This window comes from Bacillus cereus group sp. MYBK14-1, from assembly GCF_051916885.1.
Taxonomy (GTDB): domain Bacteria; phylum Bacillota; class Bacilli; order Bacillales; family Bacillaceae_G; genus Bacillus_A; species Bacillus_A cereus.
Window position 1 is genome coordinate 197,486 of sequence record NZ_JBQAHM010000009.1, and the last position, 16,394, is coordinate 213,879.

Sequence of the window (16,394 nt, forward strand, 5' to 3'; positions counted from 1 at the left end):
TCTTTTTGCGTGGATCGTTGTAATGAAAAGAAAGCGAACGACATAACTTCTAATAAGTCAACAAATGTAGTCAAAGGAGAAGGAAGTTAACAATTAGAATTATGTAATTAGGAATAATAACTGATGAATAAGTCCAAAAGGGGGTAAGTAATGAACGATTTTGATAAGTTGGTAGGGGAGCAATTAGAAACGATGGATGAATTGTTAAAGTTACAAGCACATCTAGAGAAGTATCAACAAATTGAAATGAATGAAAAAGATACGTGCGATAAAAAAGAACTGCATTTTATCCGCCAGGAAATATATAGAACAGAAGTAGCGTTGAAGATGTTACATGAGAAATTTGAAGAGCAAACGAATAGTGTAATTCAATCTTTTGCAACTGAAAAAATGATTTCAAATTTAGGATAAGATATATTGTTATCTTTAGGTGAAAAGTCCTTCTTTGTATGGAAATAGAGAAGGGCTTTTTCTATTACATGTCCTCGCTTATAAATAATACAGTACAATCCTTTTATCTCCTAAGAAGCGGTGGGGGCATAGTATTCAACGATAAACCTCCTACATATTCAGTTTGAAAAATAGAGTCTTATCCCTTTAGTTTTAAAATTTCGACAAAAAAGTTATAATAGAAAAAAAGTGAATGCCGTTCAAAGGGCATTTGCAGTTGAAAGAAGGGAGCATATATGGGATTTCCCAAAGAAGGAGAAAAAGTACAAATACATAGTTATAAACATAATGGCTCCATTCATAGAATGTGGGAAGAAACAACAATTTTAAAAGGGACACAGAGTCTTGTAATCGGAGCGAATGATCGTACAGTAGTTACAGAATCGGATGGCCGAACATGGATTACTCGTGAACCAGCAATTTGCTATTTTCATGCCAACTATTGGTTTAATGTGATTGGGATGCTTAGGGAAGATGGCGTATATTATTATTGTAATTTAAGCTCACCTTTTGCGTATGATCCTGAAGCATTAAAGTATATTGATTATGATTTAGATATTAAAGTATATCCAGATATGACATATACGCTTCTAGATGAAGATGAGTATGAAAAACATAGTGAAATTATGCAGTATCCACCTGTTATTGATACAATTTTAAAACGAAATGTAGCACATTTAACACAGTGGATTCATCAAAGAAAAGGTCCATTTGCACCAGATTTCGTAGATATGTGGTATGAACGATATTTAATGTACAGAAATTAAAACAAACCTGCAGGGGGCTTCCCGGCAGGTTTGTCCTATTAGAGGGGGGATTATGTGCAAGGCATAAAAAGATATTTACAATTTGTTAAACCATATCGGTGGCTTATTGCTATTACAATTATTATCGGACTAGTTAAGTTCGGTATCCCACTTATTATGCCGTGGTTATTAAAGTATATTATCGATGATGTAATTCAAGGCGCTGGCTCACTTCAAGATAAAACATCTCAATTAATAACAGCGATTGGAATTGCTTTCTTTATTTTTGCGGTATTAAGACCACCGATTGAATATTATCGTCAATATTTCGCCCAACGTATCGCAAATACAATACTGTATGATTTGCGGAAGCATATTTTCGGTCACTTACAAAAGTTAAGTTTACGTTATTACTCCAATACAAAAACAGGGGAGATTATTTCGCGTGTCATCCATGATGTAGAACAAACGAAAGATTTTGTAATTACTGGTTTGATGAACGTCTGGTTAGATACTGCAACAATTGCTATTGCTATCATTGTTATGTTTTCTATGAATATAAAATTAACATTTGTTGCGTTATTGATTTTACCTATTTATGTAATTGCAGTGAAATATTTTTTCGGGCGTCTTCGGAAATTGACGAAAGAGCGTTCACAAGCGTTAGCGACGATGCAAGGGTATTTGCATGAACGTATTCAAGGAATGCAAGTGACACGTAGCTTTGCGTTAGAAGAGTATGAGGGGAAGCAGTTTGAAAAAAGAAATAATGAATTTTTAACGAAAGCATTAACCCATACAAGTTGGACGGCAAGAACATTTTCGGCAGTAAATACGTTAACCGATTTAGGTCCGTTACTTGTGATTGGTTTTGCAGCATATGAAGTAATTCAAGGACAGTTAACGCTAGGAACGATGGTAGCTTTTGTTGGATATATGGATAGTTTATATAGTCCGCTTCGCCGCCTTGTTAATTCATCTACAACATTAACACAATCTTTTGCATCGATGGACCGTGTGTTTGAACTGTTAGATGAAAAATACGATATTGTTAATGTGCCAAATGCGGTACAAACGAAAAAATTAAATGGAGAAATTGTATTTGACAATGTTTCTTTTCGTTATAATGTAGATGAAAAAGAGATATTACACAACTTGTCATTAACTATGCAGCCTGGAGAGAAAGTAGCGCTTGTAGGAGCAAGTGGGGGAGGAAAGTCATCTCTTGCTAGTTTGATCCCGCGTTTCTATGATGTTTCTGAAGGCACGGTTTATGTAGATGGCATAGATGTAAGAAAGTATAATATGAGAAATTTGCGTAGTCATATTGGAATTGTACTGCAAGATAATTTATTGTTTAGCGATACAATTGGAGCTAATATTTTATATGGAAACCCGAAGGCTACAGAGAAAGAGGTGATTGCAGCTGCTAAAGCTGCGCAAATTCATGATTTTATTATAGACTTACCAGATGGTTATAATACTGTCGTTGGAGAACGTGGTGTGAAGCTATCGGGCGGGCAAAGACAACGCGTGGCAATTGCACGAGTGTTTCTAAAGAATCCTTCGGTACTTATATTAGATGAAGCAACTTCAGCATTAGATTTAGAAAATGAAAGGTATATTCAAGAGGCGCTTCAGACGTTAGCTGCTGACCGGACAACGATTATAATTGCACATCGATTAGCGACGATTACGCATGTTGATACGATTATTTACATTGAAGACGGTGAGATTAAAGAGACTGGTTCTCATGAAGAGTTAATGCAAAAAAGAGGATTTTATTACAATTTATATCAACTTCAACATATAACAGAAACAGCTCCTTTAGCATAAAAGGAGCTGTTTTTTTATTCGTCTTCTTTTTTATCATCGATTTGGAGTTCTTTTTCTGGTTTATGGTATGTGTAGAAGCTATCTACAAGCAAATCTAAATGCTCTACTTCTTCACTATAGTTAATGATGGAAGAAATAAGAGGGAAGAGATGTAACCATGTTTTATATGCTTCTTCATCGTCTTTATTTTGATATTCCATAAAGATATCAATTAATTCTTGTTTACCTGTTTCAACTTCATCAAGCATTTCGACTGATTGTTGTTTTTTTGCTTTACCAATAAATTTTAATAAAACTTGTTCATGATAATGCGTTAATGAGTCAAGTTCGTTTTGGATAGATTCCTGAAATTCTTCCGGCATATAGCGCAGTTCATTTTCAGTACGGTGTAATGATTTTAACGTACTTAAAGCACGGCTTGTTGTCGCTAACATTTGTCTGAATAAAACGAGCTTACGAATTTTTGCGAACTTTACTTTTTTCGTGTAGCTTCTTTCTTCTTTATACAGCAAATAGTAATGGTTTAGTTTGATCATTTTTTCTTTCATACGATCAATATCAGTTTTTAGCGTTGTAAAATCAGAAGCCTGCCTGCTATTCATTCGAATCCATTTTACAATTTCTTCTGTATTATCAACGATACGATGATAAAGTTTTGTTTCATATTTTGGCGGCATAAATACTAAATTTACAAGTGAAGCCGCAATAATACCAATCATAATCGTCGCAAATCGAAGTAAGGCAAAACTAAAGAAATCTTCGCCTTGATACTCCATAATGGCGATAACTGTTACTAAAGCAATTGATATTGTGTTTTCTAATCGTAATTGTAATGTAAGAGCAATTACTAATATACATGTTAATCCAATAATAAAAGGATTATGTCCAAAAGCAGTAGCAAATGCGATAGCAAATATCGCACCAATTACATTTGCTTGAATTTGTTCAAGTGCTGTTAAATAAGAACGGTATACAGACGGTTGAACAGCAAAGATAGCTGAAATTCCCGCAAATACCGGACTCGGTAATTGAAGTAAAATACAAGCAAATAAAGCTAACGTGATGGCAATACCCGTTTTTAAAATGCGAGCACCAAGTTTCATACCCTTAATAAGATCCTTTCTCTTGTCATAATGAATGTACAACATGATACTATACATTCATTACAATATGTTAGCAAGTGATATTTTAGTGACGTTAAAAGAAATTAGTGTTCATTTTATCCCGCTAATTGTGAGTAGTAAGATTCGCGCCTCAAAATTCAGAAGCTGGATGCCGGTAAACGTCCGATTGGTGTAGGCTAATTAAAGTTTCACTTTATAATTTTTCCTAATTCCTTTTAAACATCAGTTTTTAGTAAAAAAACCTGCTGAATTTCAGCAGGTCTCAAATTGTTACTATAGATTACTATGAGAAGCGTACTTCGTCAATTTTTTCTTAATAATGAAAATTACTCATTTTACTCTGTTGAGATAGATGGATCTGCCTGTTCTTTTTTCGGGATAATCTCAAAAAACTTGTTCTGTATATCATCTAATAATGGTGTTAACAAAGCAACTTCCTCATATTGCTCGTGCTCGTTTAGTACACGAATATAGTCTAGCAATAATTCAGTTACATCTTTCAAACCATTTTTACTAATTGGTTGTAATGTAACATTTGCGCCTTTTGCGATTCTTCTTTTTAAGGCCTGTTCTGTTAAGCCTAAGTTTGAATCACGACGCAAATAAACAACACCGCCAGTCATGCCAGCGCAAATCCATGGACCAGGGTCACCTAAAACAAGCGCTCGCCCGTTTGTCATATATTCAAAAGCAAAACCTTTAATATTGGAGTATGCACCTATATTTCCTTGCTCTTTTTCACGGAGTGGTTTTGTTATTCTACCTCCAATTATCATGTCTGCCCCAGAAAGGCGAATGCCAGCGCGAGCATCAGCGTTCCCTTGTACGTATAGTGCCCCTTTTTGTGCACCATATCCAAATCCTTTTCCGACAGAACCGTTATAATATACTCCGTCTTTTCCTTTTGATTTCGTTATATAAATCCCACCACCAAAGGAAGTTTTACCAATGCCATCTTGTGCGCCGCCATTTACGTGTATAAATAAATTTTCACTATTGTAAGCACCTAACCCATTTCCGGGAATAGAACCATTCGTATACTTTAATGTAAGTGGTTCAAGTTGAGTAGCTTCATATAGTTTACTGCGAACGCGATAACATGATTCTAGACCACCCATAACGCGTTGCTCTACACCAACGCCTACCAATTCTTTTGAGTCAGCGGAATGAACTGTCTTAAATTGTTTTTCCGATACGCCTTCTGTTGTTGTAACAGATGGATGTTCTATTATTTGTAGTAAATTACGTAAGTTTAATAAATTTTCGCCTCGAACTTGCTCTAATAAATCAGAACGCCCAACAATTGCTTGTAAATTTGTATAACCAAGCTGTCCTGTTAATCGTTTTAGTTCTACACCGAAAGAGGTGAATAAATTTAGCAGGCCAGCAACTGCGCTTTCTAATTCGCGTGGGACGAAGCGGCGTAACCCGTGTTCTTTTGCTTGTGCTTCAGACTCGATTTGTGTCGCAATTCCAACATGGCAAGTATCTAGATGGCACCCACGGCAAGTAGTACAGCCGATTGCAATCATTGATAGTGTGCCAAATCCAATACGGTTTGCTCCGAGGAGCATGATTTTCAAGGCATCATTTACACTTCGAATACCACCATCTGCCCAAATCTCTACTTTATGTCTCATGCTTGCTTCTAATAAAGCGTTGTGAGCGGCTTTAACACCAATTTCTACAGGGAGACCTACATGCTGCAATGCGTGAATACGTGCAGCGCCTGTTCCGCCATCGAATCCGCTAATGTTAATAAAATCAGCGCCAGCTTTGGCGATACCGACAGCAATTGTTCCGATATTAGGAACAACAGGGACTTTCACGGCTACTTTGGCAAGTTGATTAGCTGTTTTAATTTCTGTAATCATTTGAGCTAAATCTTCAATTGAATAAATATCATGGTTATTAGAAGGCGAAATTAAATCTGAGCCGATTGTCGCATTACGTGCTTCAGCGATTTTGGCTGTCACTTTTGAACCAGGTAAATGCCCACCTTCCCCAGGCTTTGCGCCTTGACCGATTTTGATTTCAATTAAGTTTGATGAGTTTAGTAGTTCGGCATTTACTCCAAATCGCCCAGATGCTACTTGTTGTCCACGTGTATGTGGATATTTTCCAATCATATCTTTAATTTCGCCGCCTTCACCGTTCAAGCTAATCATATTTAGCTGATCGGCTGCTTCTGCATATGCGCGAAAGGCAATTTCGTTTTGAGAACCAAATGACATAGAACTAATAATAAATGGTAAATTATGATTTTTGATGCCGATAGATACTTCTTCAGTTGGAACGACATGTTTTGTTTGTTTCGTTTGAACAAGGTGTCTGATTGCGATTGGATTATTCTCTTCTAGTTCACTTAACTTGTCACGGTAATCATCATAAGAATTTCCTTTTGCAACATCGCCGATTGCTTTCCAAATTCGCGGGAATATATGAAATGATTTTCGCATTCTAATTTTAGGATTGTTATAATCCTCTGCTCGTATTTTTGCATCTTCAACAAGTGATTCAAGTGAAAAGGCTAAATCATTTGAACCGAAGAAATTTGTAATCTGTAATATATTTGCGATTTCTTCATGTAATCCAATAGATGAATAGAGACGTCCGTAACCACGTAACTCATGAATTCCAATTGTTGAAATGACTTTTTCTAATCCTTTATTAAGTGCAGTATATAGATTCGTAATTGGTGTTTTTGTTCCATCATTTACAGTCGCGAATAATAAATATGGATTAATACCATCTGCTCCTAATCCATATAGCGTGACAATGTCATGTAAGGAGCGAAGAGCACCAGAACGTATAACGAGAGAACAATTGCGGCGTAATTTATTTTCACTTAATGCTTGATGTACTTTAGCGGTAACTAAATGTGGATCAATCCACAATCGTTCATTTAGATGGGCTTTTGCGTCATCTAATACTAGTAGGGAAGCGCCATTGTTAACAGCAGCTATCGCTTCAGAACTAATGCGGCTTAATGCGCATTGCAGAGTTTCTGACGAGCTGAATGTAGCAGAGATTGTGGCGATAGAGTTATGAGTCTTAAATAGCTCTATGAGTTGTTCGTACGTAATTGTGTGTAATTCCTCTGCAATAGGTTGTGCCACGCTGCCTTCTAAAATAATTGGTGAAAGCATTTCAACTACAAATGGCCGTTTTGCGCCGCTTAATAAACTTGGACGCTCTCCAAGTACAGTACGTGTAGAGAAGTGTTCAATTTCACGGTCACGGTCAATTGCAGGGTTTGTAACAACAGCTACACTTTCTTTAATAAAGTCAGCGATATTTCGTCTATCAGTATCGAGTGCGGCAAGTGGTGAGTCATGCCCAAGTGAGCGTATTGGCTCAACGCCTTTTGTTGCCATCTGTTCAAGAAGTTGAATATGTTCTCGGTCCCATCCGAAAGCGACGTATTCTTTCGTTTCAACTTGAACAGAATCACATAGCCCTTGGATTTTTTTCGTTTCAGGGATAGATAAATTTAAATGGTAATTGGTAGTATCAATTCGCTTTTTAAAACGGTTATATACTTGGATTTGATATTTGTCATATTCATAAAGAACAAGTTCATCTTGTTCATTCCATTTTAATCCGACTTTTTCTCCAGGAGCGAGTGGTTTTGGTTCTGCTACATATTTAGTTGGTGATACAACTCCAGGTTCAGAAGAGAAAATATAAGAGCTCTCTGTCTCTACTTTCCATACTGGGCGTAATCCAAGGGAATCAACGCTGAAAACAGCTTCATCTTTAAAACGGGAAATGATGCCAGCTGGTCCTTGTGCAAAATGTCCCCATGCTTCACGTATATACGTATATAAATCTTGTAAAGGTGTTTCATAAAGTTTAATTTCATTAATAATTGGTGGGAATAGAATTTCCATTGCTTCAAATAAGCTGTAGCCGTATTGAACAAGTAGGGTTTCTAAGGTGCGGTTTAAATCTTGAGAGTCACTGCCTCCTGCAGTAAGTGGTACATCAATCATTTCAGCTTGATCGCGTAATTTCGCAATTGTGTTAATTTCACCATTATGTCCGAGAATGCTAAATGGTTGTACACGAAAAAAATTAGATAATGTATTAGTAGAGTAGCGGTTATGTCCTAATGTCATAGTTGAAGCGATAAGCGGATGTTGTAAATCATTATAGTAGGCAACAAGCGTATCACCAGCACCTAGAACTTTATATACAACATGATCATGACTTAATGAAGCAACATGAATTGCTTCGTTTTCCTCTATTTTTATTGTGACAGAAAATAATGTTTGCTCAATATTTATAATTTCGTTTTCTGCGATAAGGGCAACTTGCCAAAATAAAGGTTCTTCTTGTTTACCAAGTGGACCGAGCGCATCTGAGTTTGTTGCATCGTCACTTTCGAAAATAATAGTAAAGTTTTTGTTGTTTAATTGCGTACGAATATAATCTTTTAAGGCAGTAATGTTTTCTTTTTTATTTAGAAAAAAATGTCCAACGATAAAGTGGGGATGATCCACAATCGTTGGATTATATCCGCTACTTTTTAGTTTTTCATTCCAAAGTGTTTTTGGTATATCAATGTGAATGCCGATGCCATCGCCCTCGCCATTAATGAAACCAGCTCTATGATTCATTTTGACGAGTGATTGTATGCAAAGGTCAATGTTTTCTTTTGTAGCAATTTTTCGTTTCTCCATAACGGAAACGATTCCACACGCATCATGTTCTGCATTTCTATAATCTCGAAATAAAGACGGTGTCCATGTATTTTTTTTATTGAGCATCCGTCAATCCCCCCTCTTTTAAAAGTTAGAATAATCTTACTATTTAAGGCGCAAATCACCTTGTACACAGAGATAGTAATGCTGTAAAAGAATATAAAACAGATAATTATGAATAATTATACTATTAATACGTAATTTATGAAATAGAAAAAAGGAAAAAAGAAAGGTGAGCTTTCTTTTTTCCTTTTAATGACGGGATTATTTATTGTCTGCTAGGGCAGCAAATGCTCTGCCGACAGCTTCGATTGTATATTCAATATCTTCTTTTGTATGTTCTGTAGTTAAGAACCATGCCTCGTATTTAGAAGGTGCTAAGTTAACTCCTTCTTGAAGCATAAGCTTGAAGAATTTACCGAACATTTCACCGTCTGTATCTTGTGCGGCATCGTAATCTTCAATTGTATTAGTTGTGAAGTATACAGTTAAAGCCCCTTTTAGACGATTTAATGTAATGTCGATATTATGTTTCGCTGCTTGCTCTAAAATTCCTTTTTCAAGCATTGCACCAAGTTCATCTAATTTCTCATAAAGCCCTTCTTGTTGAAGTACTTCTAGACAAGCGATACCTGATGCCATAGAAGCAGGGTTTCCTGCCATTGTACCAGCTTGGTATGCAGGTCCAAGCGGAGCAACTTGTTCCATAATTTCTTTCTTACCACCGTAAGCACCGATTGGTAAGCCACCGCCAATAACTTTACCAAGCGCTGTTAAGTCAGGTGTAACACCAAGTAAGTCTTGAGCACCGCCGTACATAAAGCGGAAAGCAGTAATAACTTCATCATAAATTACTAGTGCGCCAGCTTCGTGAACAAGTTCATTCACTTTTTCAAGGAATCCAGGTTTAGGCTCTACAATACCGAAGTTTCCAACGATCGGTTCTACCAGGATAGCTGCTACTTCATGACCCCATTTATCTAAAGCTTCTTTTAAAGTTTCTACATTGTTAAATGGAACGGTAATAACTTCTTGTGCAATACTTTGTGGTACGCCAGCTGAGTCAGGAGTTCCTAAAGTAGAAGGGCCAGATCCAGCTGCCACAAGTACTAAATCAGAATGACCGTGGTAACAACCAGCAAATTTCATGATTTTTGTGCGACCTGTATAAGCACGAGCAACACGAATCGTTGTCATCACTGCTTCTGTACCAGAGTTTACGAAACGGACTTTATCTAATGCAGGCATTGCTTCTTTTAACATTTTTGCGAATTTTACCTCTAGCGCTGTTGGTGTTCCATAAAGTACCCCATTTTCAGCAGCTGTTGTAATTGCTTTTGTTATATGCGGATGAGCATGTCCAGTAATAATAGGACCGTATGCTGCTAAATAATCGATATATTTATTTCCGTCTACATCCCAGAAATAAGCGCCTTTCCCACGTTCCATAGCAACAGGAGCGCCGCCGCCAACTGCTTTAAAAGAACGAGAAGGACTGTTAACACCGCCAACGATATGCTCTAAAGCTTCTTTATGTAATGCTTCTGACTTTGTGAAATTCACTACAATTCATCTCCTTACAAAAATCTATGTATTATTCTAACATGTTTTTCGAAAAGACGTATTGTTTGTGATAGCGAAGGCAGTTGGGTAAACTATTCGTTGTGACATTTAGGAGGGGGGTCCGATTATGAAATCGGTAATTGAGGTACAAGGGTTACGTAAAGAGTTTACAGCCTATTCAAGTCGTCCGGGCTTAAAGGGTGCATTTCGCGATTTATTAAATCGTAATTATAAAATAGTACCAGCAGTAAATGATGTATCTTTTACTGTAAAGCAAGGTGAAATGGTTGGTTATATCGGTGAGAACGGTGCTGGTAAATCAACAACAATTAAAATGCTTACGGGGATTTTAACTCCGACATCAGGGCAAATCACAGTAAATGGAATGAACCCACATAAACAAAGAGAAGAATTTGTAAGAACAATTGGTGTTGTTTTTGGACAGCGTTCGCAACTTTGGTGGGATATTGCAGTACAAGAATCGTTTCGTTTATTAAAGAAAGTGTATGGTGTATCAGACGCTCAGTATAAGGAGCATATGGAGCACGTAATTGAAACGTTAGATATAGGGCCCTTATTAGATAAACCAGTTCGAAAATTATCTCTTGGTCAAAGGATGCGTTGTGAATTAGCGGCAGCCTTAATTCATAATCCACCGTTATTATTTTTAGATGAGCCAACAATTGGGTTAGATGTACTTGTGAAATTGAAAATACGTGAATTTTTAAAAGAAATGAATGAACGTTATAAAACAACAATTTTATTAACAACACACGATATTACTGATATTGAAGCTTTATGTGAGCGCGTTATCATGCTGGATGAAGGAAATATTATGTATGACGGTTCTTTAAATAATCTTCGTACGCAGTGGGGAGCGGAGAAGGAAATTCACTTTCAGTTTGTTGCACCAGTTTCCTATCAGGCTTTATCAATGGTTATGCCAGATAATCATGTCGTTTGGTCGAAAGCAAAAGAGGAAAATGCATGGGTTGCAAAAATTCCGAATGAAGAAGTTATTATTTCAATGCTTATTTCTAAAGTAGTACAAGCCTTTCAAATTAAAGATTTAAAAATTAACGAAGTGTCTACAGAGGAAATTATTCGTAACATTTATGAAGAGGGTATTACGCATGGGTAAGTATATTGAAATGATTCGAATTCGCTTTTTAATGATGCTTGCGTATCGTACAAATTACTATAGCGGGATTTTAATTTATACGATTAATATAGGTGCTTACTATTTTTTATGGCAAGCAATTTATAGCGGAAAAGAGAATATTGAAAGTTTATCTATTTCGCAAATGACCACGTATATCGCAATCGCGTGGATGGCACGTGCCTTCTATTTTAATAATATAGATAGGGAAATTGCGATGGAGATTCAAGAAGGACGTGTGGCTGTAGAATTAATTCGTCCGTATAACTATTTGGGAATGAAAGTTATGCAAGGTCTTGGCGAGGGAATATTCCGTTTTGCCTTCTTTTCCATTCCAGGCATGGTTATCGTTACGTTATTATTTTCGTTGCAAATTACAACAAATTTTCAAACTTGGTTATATTTCTTCTTATCTTTAATATTTAGTTTTATTATTAATACACAAATTAATTTAATGACGGGAATGCTTACGTTTTTCCTATTTAATAATAGTGGGATTATGTATGCAAAACGCGTTGTTATTGATTTATTTTCAGGTCTATTATTACCAATTAGTTTTTATCCGCTATGGGCCCAAAAAGCAATGATGTTTTTACCGTTTCAGGCTATTAGTTATATTCCAAGTATGATTTTTTCTGAAGGTATACAGGGGAGTAAGTTGTATGAGGCTTTAGTATTTCAAGTGATTTGGGCGATTGTACTTATTATTCCAATTGTACTCATGTGGAGAACGGCGAGAAAACGTCTAATTGTACAAGGGGGATGATGAGATGCTATATATAAACTTATTTTTACAATATGCAAGTCAATATATAAAAACAAAATTGGAGTATCGAGGCGATTTTATCGTTGGTTTACTTTCTGATTTATCGCTTCAAGCAGTTAATTTAATATTTATTCTCGTTGTATTTGGGCATACACAAGCATTGAAGGGATGGAGTCGAGAAGAAGTAATCTTTATTTATGGTTTCTTTTTAGTACCATTTGCCATCTTTTCAGCTTTCTTTAATATATGGGATTTTAATGATCGATACATTATTAAAGGGGAGATGGATCGTGTATTAACGCGGCCGATCCATAGCCTATTTCAAATTATATTAGAAAGAATGGAACTTGAATCTTTAATTGGAGCTATTACAGGGATTGTTGTAATGGGATATGCAGCTGTGGAGTTACAATTATCTTTTTACTGGTATGATTTCTTCTTATTTATATTGATGGTAGGAGGAGGAGCACTTGTATATGGAGGGATATTTGTTACGCTGGCGAGCCTTGGTTTTTGGTCGGATGCGAAAAGTTCAATTATGCCTCTTATGTATAACATAGGTAATTACGGGCGCTATCCTGTTAATATTTATAATCGTGTAATTCGTTTCATTTTAACGTTTGTTTTACCGTTTGCGTTTGTTGGAGTATATCCAGCGGCATACTTTTTAAGAAAAACAGAATGGAATAGTTATGCATTTGCGACGCCAATTGTTGGTGTTATCTGTTTTACGATTGCAATCACCCTCTGGAATCAAGGGGTAAAAAGGTATCGTGGCGCGGGTAATTAATTATAGAAGCTTGTTCGTTTCTAAGGGATAAATCAGTTCTCCACCTCATACATATAAAATGAGGTGGAGGACATGTTATGGGGATTTATTCTATTAATTGCAGCAATCGCTATTTTGAAAAGTGTCCAATTATTATGGAGTTCCTATTCGGATTCAACGCGTTTTTTTTCGCTCTATAATTTGGCCACATTATTTTTAATCTATACAACAGTACTAATCGCATTTGGATTAAGTTACGTTGTATTAGAGGAAATGGGTTTCGCAGTTTTGAAAGAGGACGGAGAAAGTTTGAACGCTCATTCTTTTCAACTCGTCGAAGTTTGTTTATATTTTAGCGCAGTTACTCTATTGTCTGTTGGATATGGTGACATATCTCCGATTGGAATTGGGCGATGGATTGCAATCGCAGAAGCGCTAATTGGATATACACTCCCTTTTGCTTTTGTGATGAGGTCTGTAATAGACAATGAAAAATAAGGAAGCATTTGTTATAGTAAAGGAAAAGAGTAGGAGTGATAACTATGATTACAGTAGGAGAAATGGCACCAGAATTCACATTAGAGGGAAGTAACGGAGAAGAAGTTCGCCTAGCTGATTTCCGCGGTAAAAATGTAGTTCTCTATTTTTATCCGAAAGATATGACGCCAGGATGTACAACTGAAGCATGTGATTTTCGTGATGCGTATGGAGTATTTCAAGAGAAGGATACGGTTATTCTTGGAGTAAGTCCTGATTCAGCGAATAGACATTTGAAATTCATTGAGAAACATGAATTGCCATTTACACTTTTAGTAGATGAAGATCATAAAGTAGCAGAGTTATACGATGTTTGGAAGTTAAAAAAGAACTTTGGGAAAGAGTATATGGGAATCGAGCGTTCTACATTCCTTATTAATAAAGACGGTGAACTTGTAAAAGAGTGGCGTAAAGTGAAAGTGAAAGGACATATTGAGGATGTTCTTTCTTATATAAAATAAATCTACATTGGAGATAAAATATGCAGAAACAAGGCAAGTGTCTATACATATTTTACTGCCTTACATAAAGTGGAAGTGTAGGGCATACCTCCTCAGATGATAGTATTCCAAGTGCGATTATGTCGCACTTTTTTCTATGGAATATATGAAGAAAAAAGGGAAAGATACATAAAAACAAGTCCTGAATATAAAAATAAACTACATACTTATAGTAGAAATATTGACGATTTATAAGAAAAGGAGTACACTCTTTATAAGAATTATAAAATAATAATCCGTATAGAATCGGGGTGCATGACGGTGGTCAAAGAAGAATTAAAAGAAGCGCTAGAAATGCTGAAAAATACGGGTGTACGCATTACTCCACAGCGTCATGCTATTTTAGAGTACCTTGTGGAATCAATGACGCACCCAACAGCGGATGATATTTATAAAGCATTAGAAGGTAAGTTTCCAAATATGAGTGTTGCAACTGTCTATAATAACTTACGTGTGTTTAAAGAGGTTGGACTTGTAAAGGAATTAACTTATGGAGACGCTTCAAGTAGATTTGATTATGTTACAAGTCAACATTATCATGTGATTTGCGAAAAATGTGGTAAGATTGTTGATTTTCCTTATGGAGGCTTGGAAAAGCTGGAAGAGGAAGCTGCGAAAACGACAGGCTTCGTTATCAATAGTCATCGCTTAGAAATTTATGGCGTTTGTCCAGAGTGTCATAAGGCGTAATATATAATAAAGAAAGAGGCTGACGGCTATACGTCAGCCTCTTTCTTTATTATATAAGGATTAGCGTGAGGTTAATCGGGATTTACAGTGCTAAGTTAGTAAGAAGGGTTAGATAAAAGTTTGTCGAATTTACTTTGTATTGGTGGAAATGAATTCTTGGAGGGGACATTTTGAAGAAATATGAGATTAAAAATAACATTCCAACATTGGAAGAATATAAATATTTATGTGATTCTGTGGGATGGACTAACTATATGAACTTTGAGGTGGCGGAAATATCACTTCAAAATTCGATTTACTGTATAACAGTCAAGGATAATAATCAAATCATCGGCATGGGGAGAATTGTTGGTGATGGGGCTATCTATTTCTATATTCAAGATATAGTGGTTCATCCAGATTATCAAAAGAATGGTATTGGAAAGAAAATAATGAATACTTTAGTAGAATACTTAAATGGGAATACTCCAGATAAAGCATTCATTGGTTTGTTTGCGTCGCAAGGTAAAACATCATTCTACGAAAAATATGATTTTAAAGATTATTCGCCTAATATGACAGGGATGTTTACTGTTATTTCGAAAAAATAGGTGTAATAAATTTAATAAAACAATTAAAAAGTTGATTTTTTAAGAAATCAACTTTTTAATGAGTTGAAACGTTTGTATTGTTGCAAATTCGTATTTCCCTTGATACTTATGATTTATAACTCTTCTTATTATACTTTTCATCAAATTCTTTTCCTTCTAGATCTCGATCTAGTGTTAAAGGTTGATTGCAGTGCATACATGCATCGACACGGCCGAGCATTTTGGTTGGCTTATCACAGCTTGGACAAATAATTTGGATAGTCTTAGTAGATAACATACCAATCCAAAAGTAAACGACAGTGCTAGCGATAACAGCTAAAAAGCCAACCATCATAAACGTTGTCATAATAATAATGTTTTCGCGGAAAAAGACACCTAAGTATGCAATGAAGAGGCCGATAAATACTAAACTTAATGCAAAGGTCCGGATTTTATTGATTTTGTTTGAATACTTAATGCTCATTCTCACCACGCTCCTATACTAATAATATAACATAAAATTTAGAATTTTCACTCTCGTGTAAATTGATAAAGAGATAAGATATGAAATGAATAGGAGGAAAGCCAAGAATGAATGGATGCTATAATGATTTTTACAGCGGTTTTTAAGTTTTTAACGGGATGTGAAATTTTTTTATAAAAAGTATTGACCCTGTATATACTGCATGATATATTAATAACCGTCGCTGATGCGGAAACGCAGAAAACGACAAAAAAGAAATTAAAAAACTTAGTTGACATTGAAAAATGAAGATGTTAACATAAGGAAGTCGCAAATGAGCGACTAAGTAGTTCTTTGAAAACTGAACGAAACAAACAACGTGAAACGTCAATTTTTATTTTAGATGCTAGACAAACTAACTTTATTGGAGAGTTTGATCCTGGCTCAGGATGAACGCTGGCGGCGTGCCTAATACATGCAAGTCGAGCGAATGGATTAAGAGCTTGCTCTTATGAA

The 16,394-nt window shown here is 35.9% G+C and carries 14 protein-coding genes and 1 rRNA gene; 11 read left to right on the plus strand and 4 right to left on the minus strand.

Features of this window, described 5'->3' with window-relative positions; genetic code table 11:
• Window positions 1-150: 150 nt before the first annotated feature.
• The 3 genes from ACTFR3_RS21675 (at window position 151) to ACTFR3_RS21685 (ending at window position 3,032) form a co-directional block, all read left to right on the plus strand.
• Complete coding sequence (locus ACTFR3_RS21675; protein ID WP_000997575.1) at window positions 151-411, plus strand: YgaB family protein; 261 nt, start codon at window positions 151-153, stop codon at window positions 409-411.
• Between the two features lie 275 nt (window positions 412-686).
• Window positions 687-1,217, plus strand: coding sequence for a nucleoside tri-diphosphate phosphatase (gene ntdP / locus ACTFR3_RS21680; protein WP_000506622.1), 531 nt, complete (start codon window positions 687-689; stop codon window positions 1,215-1,217).
• A gap of 54 nt (window positions 1,218-1,271) precedes the next feature.
• The gene (locus ACTFR3_RS21685) at window positions 1,272-3,032 is read left to right on the plus strand and encodes an ABC transporter ATP-binding protein (RefSeq protein WP_001161599.1); all 1,761 of its coding nucleotides are present in this window, start codon (window positions 1,272-1,274) and stop codon (window positions 3,030-3,032) included.
• 14 nt (window positions 3,033-3,046) lie between these two features.
• On the opposite strand, the gene ACTFR3_RS21690 is transcribed toward ACTFR3_RS21685, so the two are convergent.
• The 3 genes from ACTFR3_RS21690 to hemL all read right to left on the minus strand — a co-directional run bounded on the left by ACTFR3_RS21690 (window position 3,047) and on the right by hemL (window position 10,425).
• Window positions 3,047-4,135 (minus strand): aromatic acid exporter family protein, encoded by a 1,089-nt coding sequence (locus ACTFR3_RS21690; protein ID WP_000765787.1) that lies wholly within the window; start codon window positions 4,133-4,135, stop codon window positions 3,047-3,049.
• Between the two features lie 356 nt (window positions 4,136-4,491).
• A complete protein-coding gene (locus ACTFR3_RS21695) occupies window positions 4,492-8,928 on the minus strand; it encodes a glutamate synthase-related protein (protein ID WP_000932762.1) in 4,437 nt (1,478 codons plus the stop codon).
• A 198-nt stretch (window positions 8,929-9,126) separates the two neighbouring features.
• Window positions 9,127-10,425, minus strand: coding sequence for a glutamate-1-semialdehyde-2,1-aminomutase (gene hemL / locus ACTFR3_RS21700; protein ID WP_001011863.1), 1,299 nt, complete (start codon window positions 10,423-10,425; stop codon window positions 9,127-9,129).
• 127 nt (window positions 10,426-10,552) lie between these two features.
• Here hemL and ACTFR3_RS21705 point away from each other — a divergent pair, with 127 nt between their 5' ends.
• From ACTFR3_RS21705 to ACTFR3_RS21735, 7 genes are all read left to right on the plus strand, one after another.
• Window positions 10,553-11,566 (plus strand): ABC transporter ATP-binding protein, encoded by a 1,014-nt coding sequence (locus tag ACTFR3_RS21705; RefSeq protein ID WP_000843655.1) that lies wholly within the window; start codon window positions 10,553-10,555, stop codon window positions 11,564-11,566.
• Window positions 11,559-12,350: an ABC transporter permease gene (locus tag ACTFR3_RS21710; RefSeq protein WP_000521519.1), complete on the plus strand. Its 792-nt coding sequence runs from the start codon at window positions 11,559-11,561 to the stop codon at window positions 12,348-12,350. The genes ACTFR3_RS21705 and ACTFR3_RS21710 overlap by 8 nt, the downstream gene beginning before the upstream one ends.
• Window positions 12,351-12,354: 4 nt before the next feature.
• On the plus strand, window positions 12,355-13,140 hold the full coding sequence (locus ACTFR3_RS21715; protein ID WP_000965773.1) for an ABC transporter permease: 786 nt from the start codon (window positions 12,355-12,357) through the stop codon (window positions 13,138-13,140).
• A 72-nt stretch (window positions 13,141-13,212) separates the two neighbouring features.
• Window positions 13,213-13,617, plus strand: coding sequence for a potassium channel family protein (locus ACTFR3_RS21720; RefSeq protein WP_000964343.1), 405 nt, complete (start codon window positions 13,213-13,215; stop codon window positions 13,615-13,617).
• 44 nt (window positions 13,618-13,661) lie between these two features.
• Entirely contained in the window at window positions 13,662-14,117 is a 456-nt protein-coding gene (gene bcp / locus ACTFR3_RS21725; protein ID WP_000633710.1) for a thioredoxin-dependent thiol peroxidase, read from the plus strand.
• A 300-nt stretch (window positions 14,118-14,417) separates the two neighbouring features.
• A complete protein-coding gene (perR, locus tag ACTFR3_RS21730) occupies window positions 14,418-14,846 on the plus strand; it encodes a peroxide-responsive transcriptional repressor PerR (protein WP_000237829.1) in 429 nt (142 codons plus the stop codon).
• A gap of 170 nt (window positions 14,847-15,016) precedes the next feature.
• Window positions 15,017-15,436 (plus strand): GNAT family N-acetyltransferase, encoded by a 420-nt coding sequence (locus ACTFR3_RS21735; RefSeq protein ID WP_000759735.1) that lies wholly within the window; start codon window positions 15,017-15,019, stop codon window positions 15,434-15,436.
• Between the two features lie 106 nt (window positions 15,437-15,542).
• Here ACTFR3_RS21735 and ACTFR3_RS21740 read toward each other — a convergent pair whose 3' ends face one another.
• Window positions 15,543-15,899, minus strand: coding sequence for a YgzB family protein (locus tag ACTFR3_RS21740; RefSeq protein WP_000025058.1), 357 nt, complete (start codon window positions 15,897-15,899; stop codon window positions 15,543-15,545).
• Between the two features lie 400 nt (window positions 15,900-16,299).
• Between ACTFR3_RS21740 and ACTFR3_RS21745 the strand changes: the two genes are divergently transcribed.
• Window positions 16,300-16,394: ribosomal RNA gene (locus ACTFR3_RS21745) — 16S ribosomal RNA — on the plus strand; the annotation flags it as partial.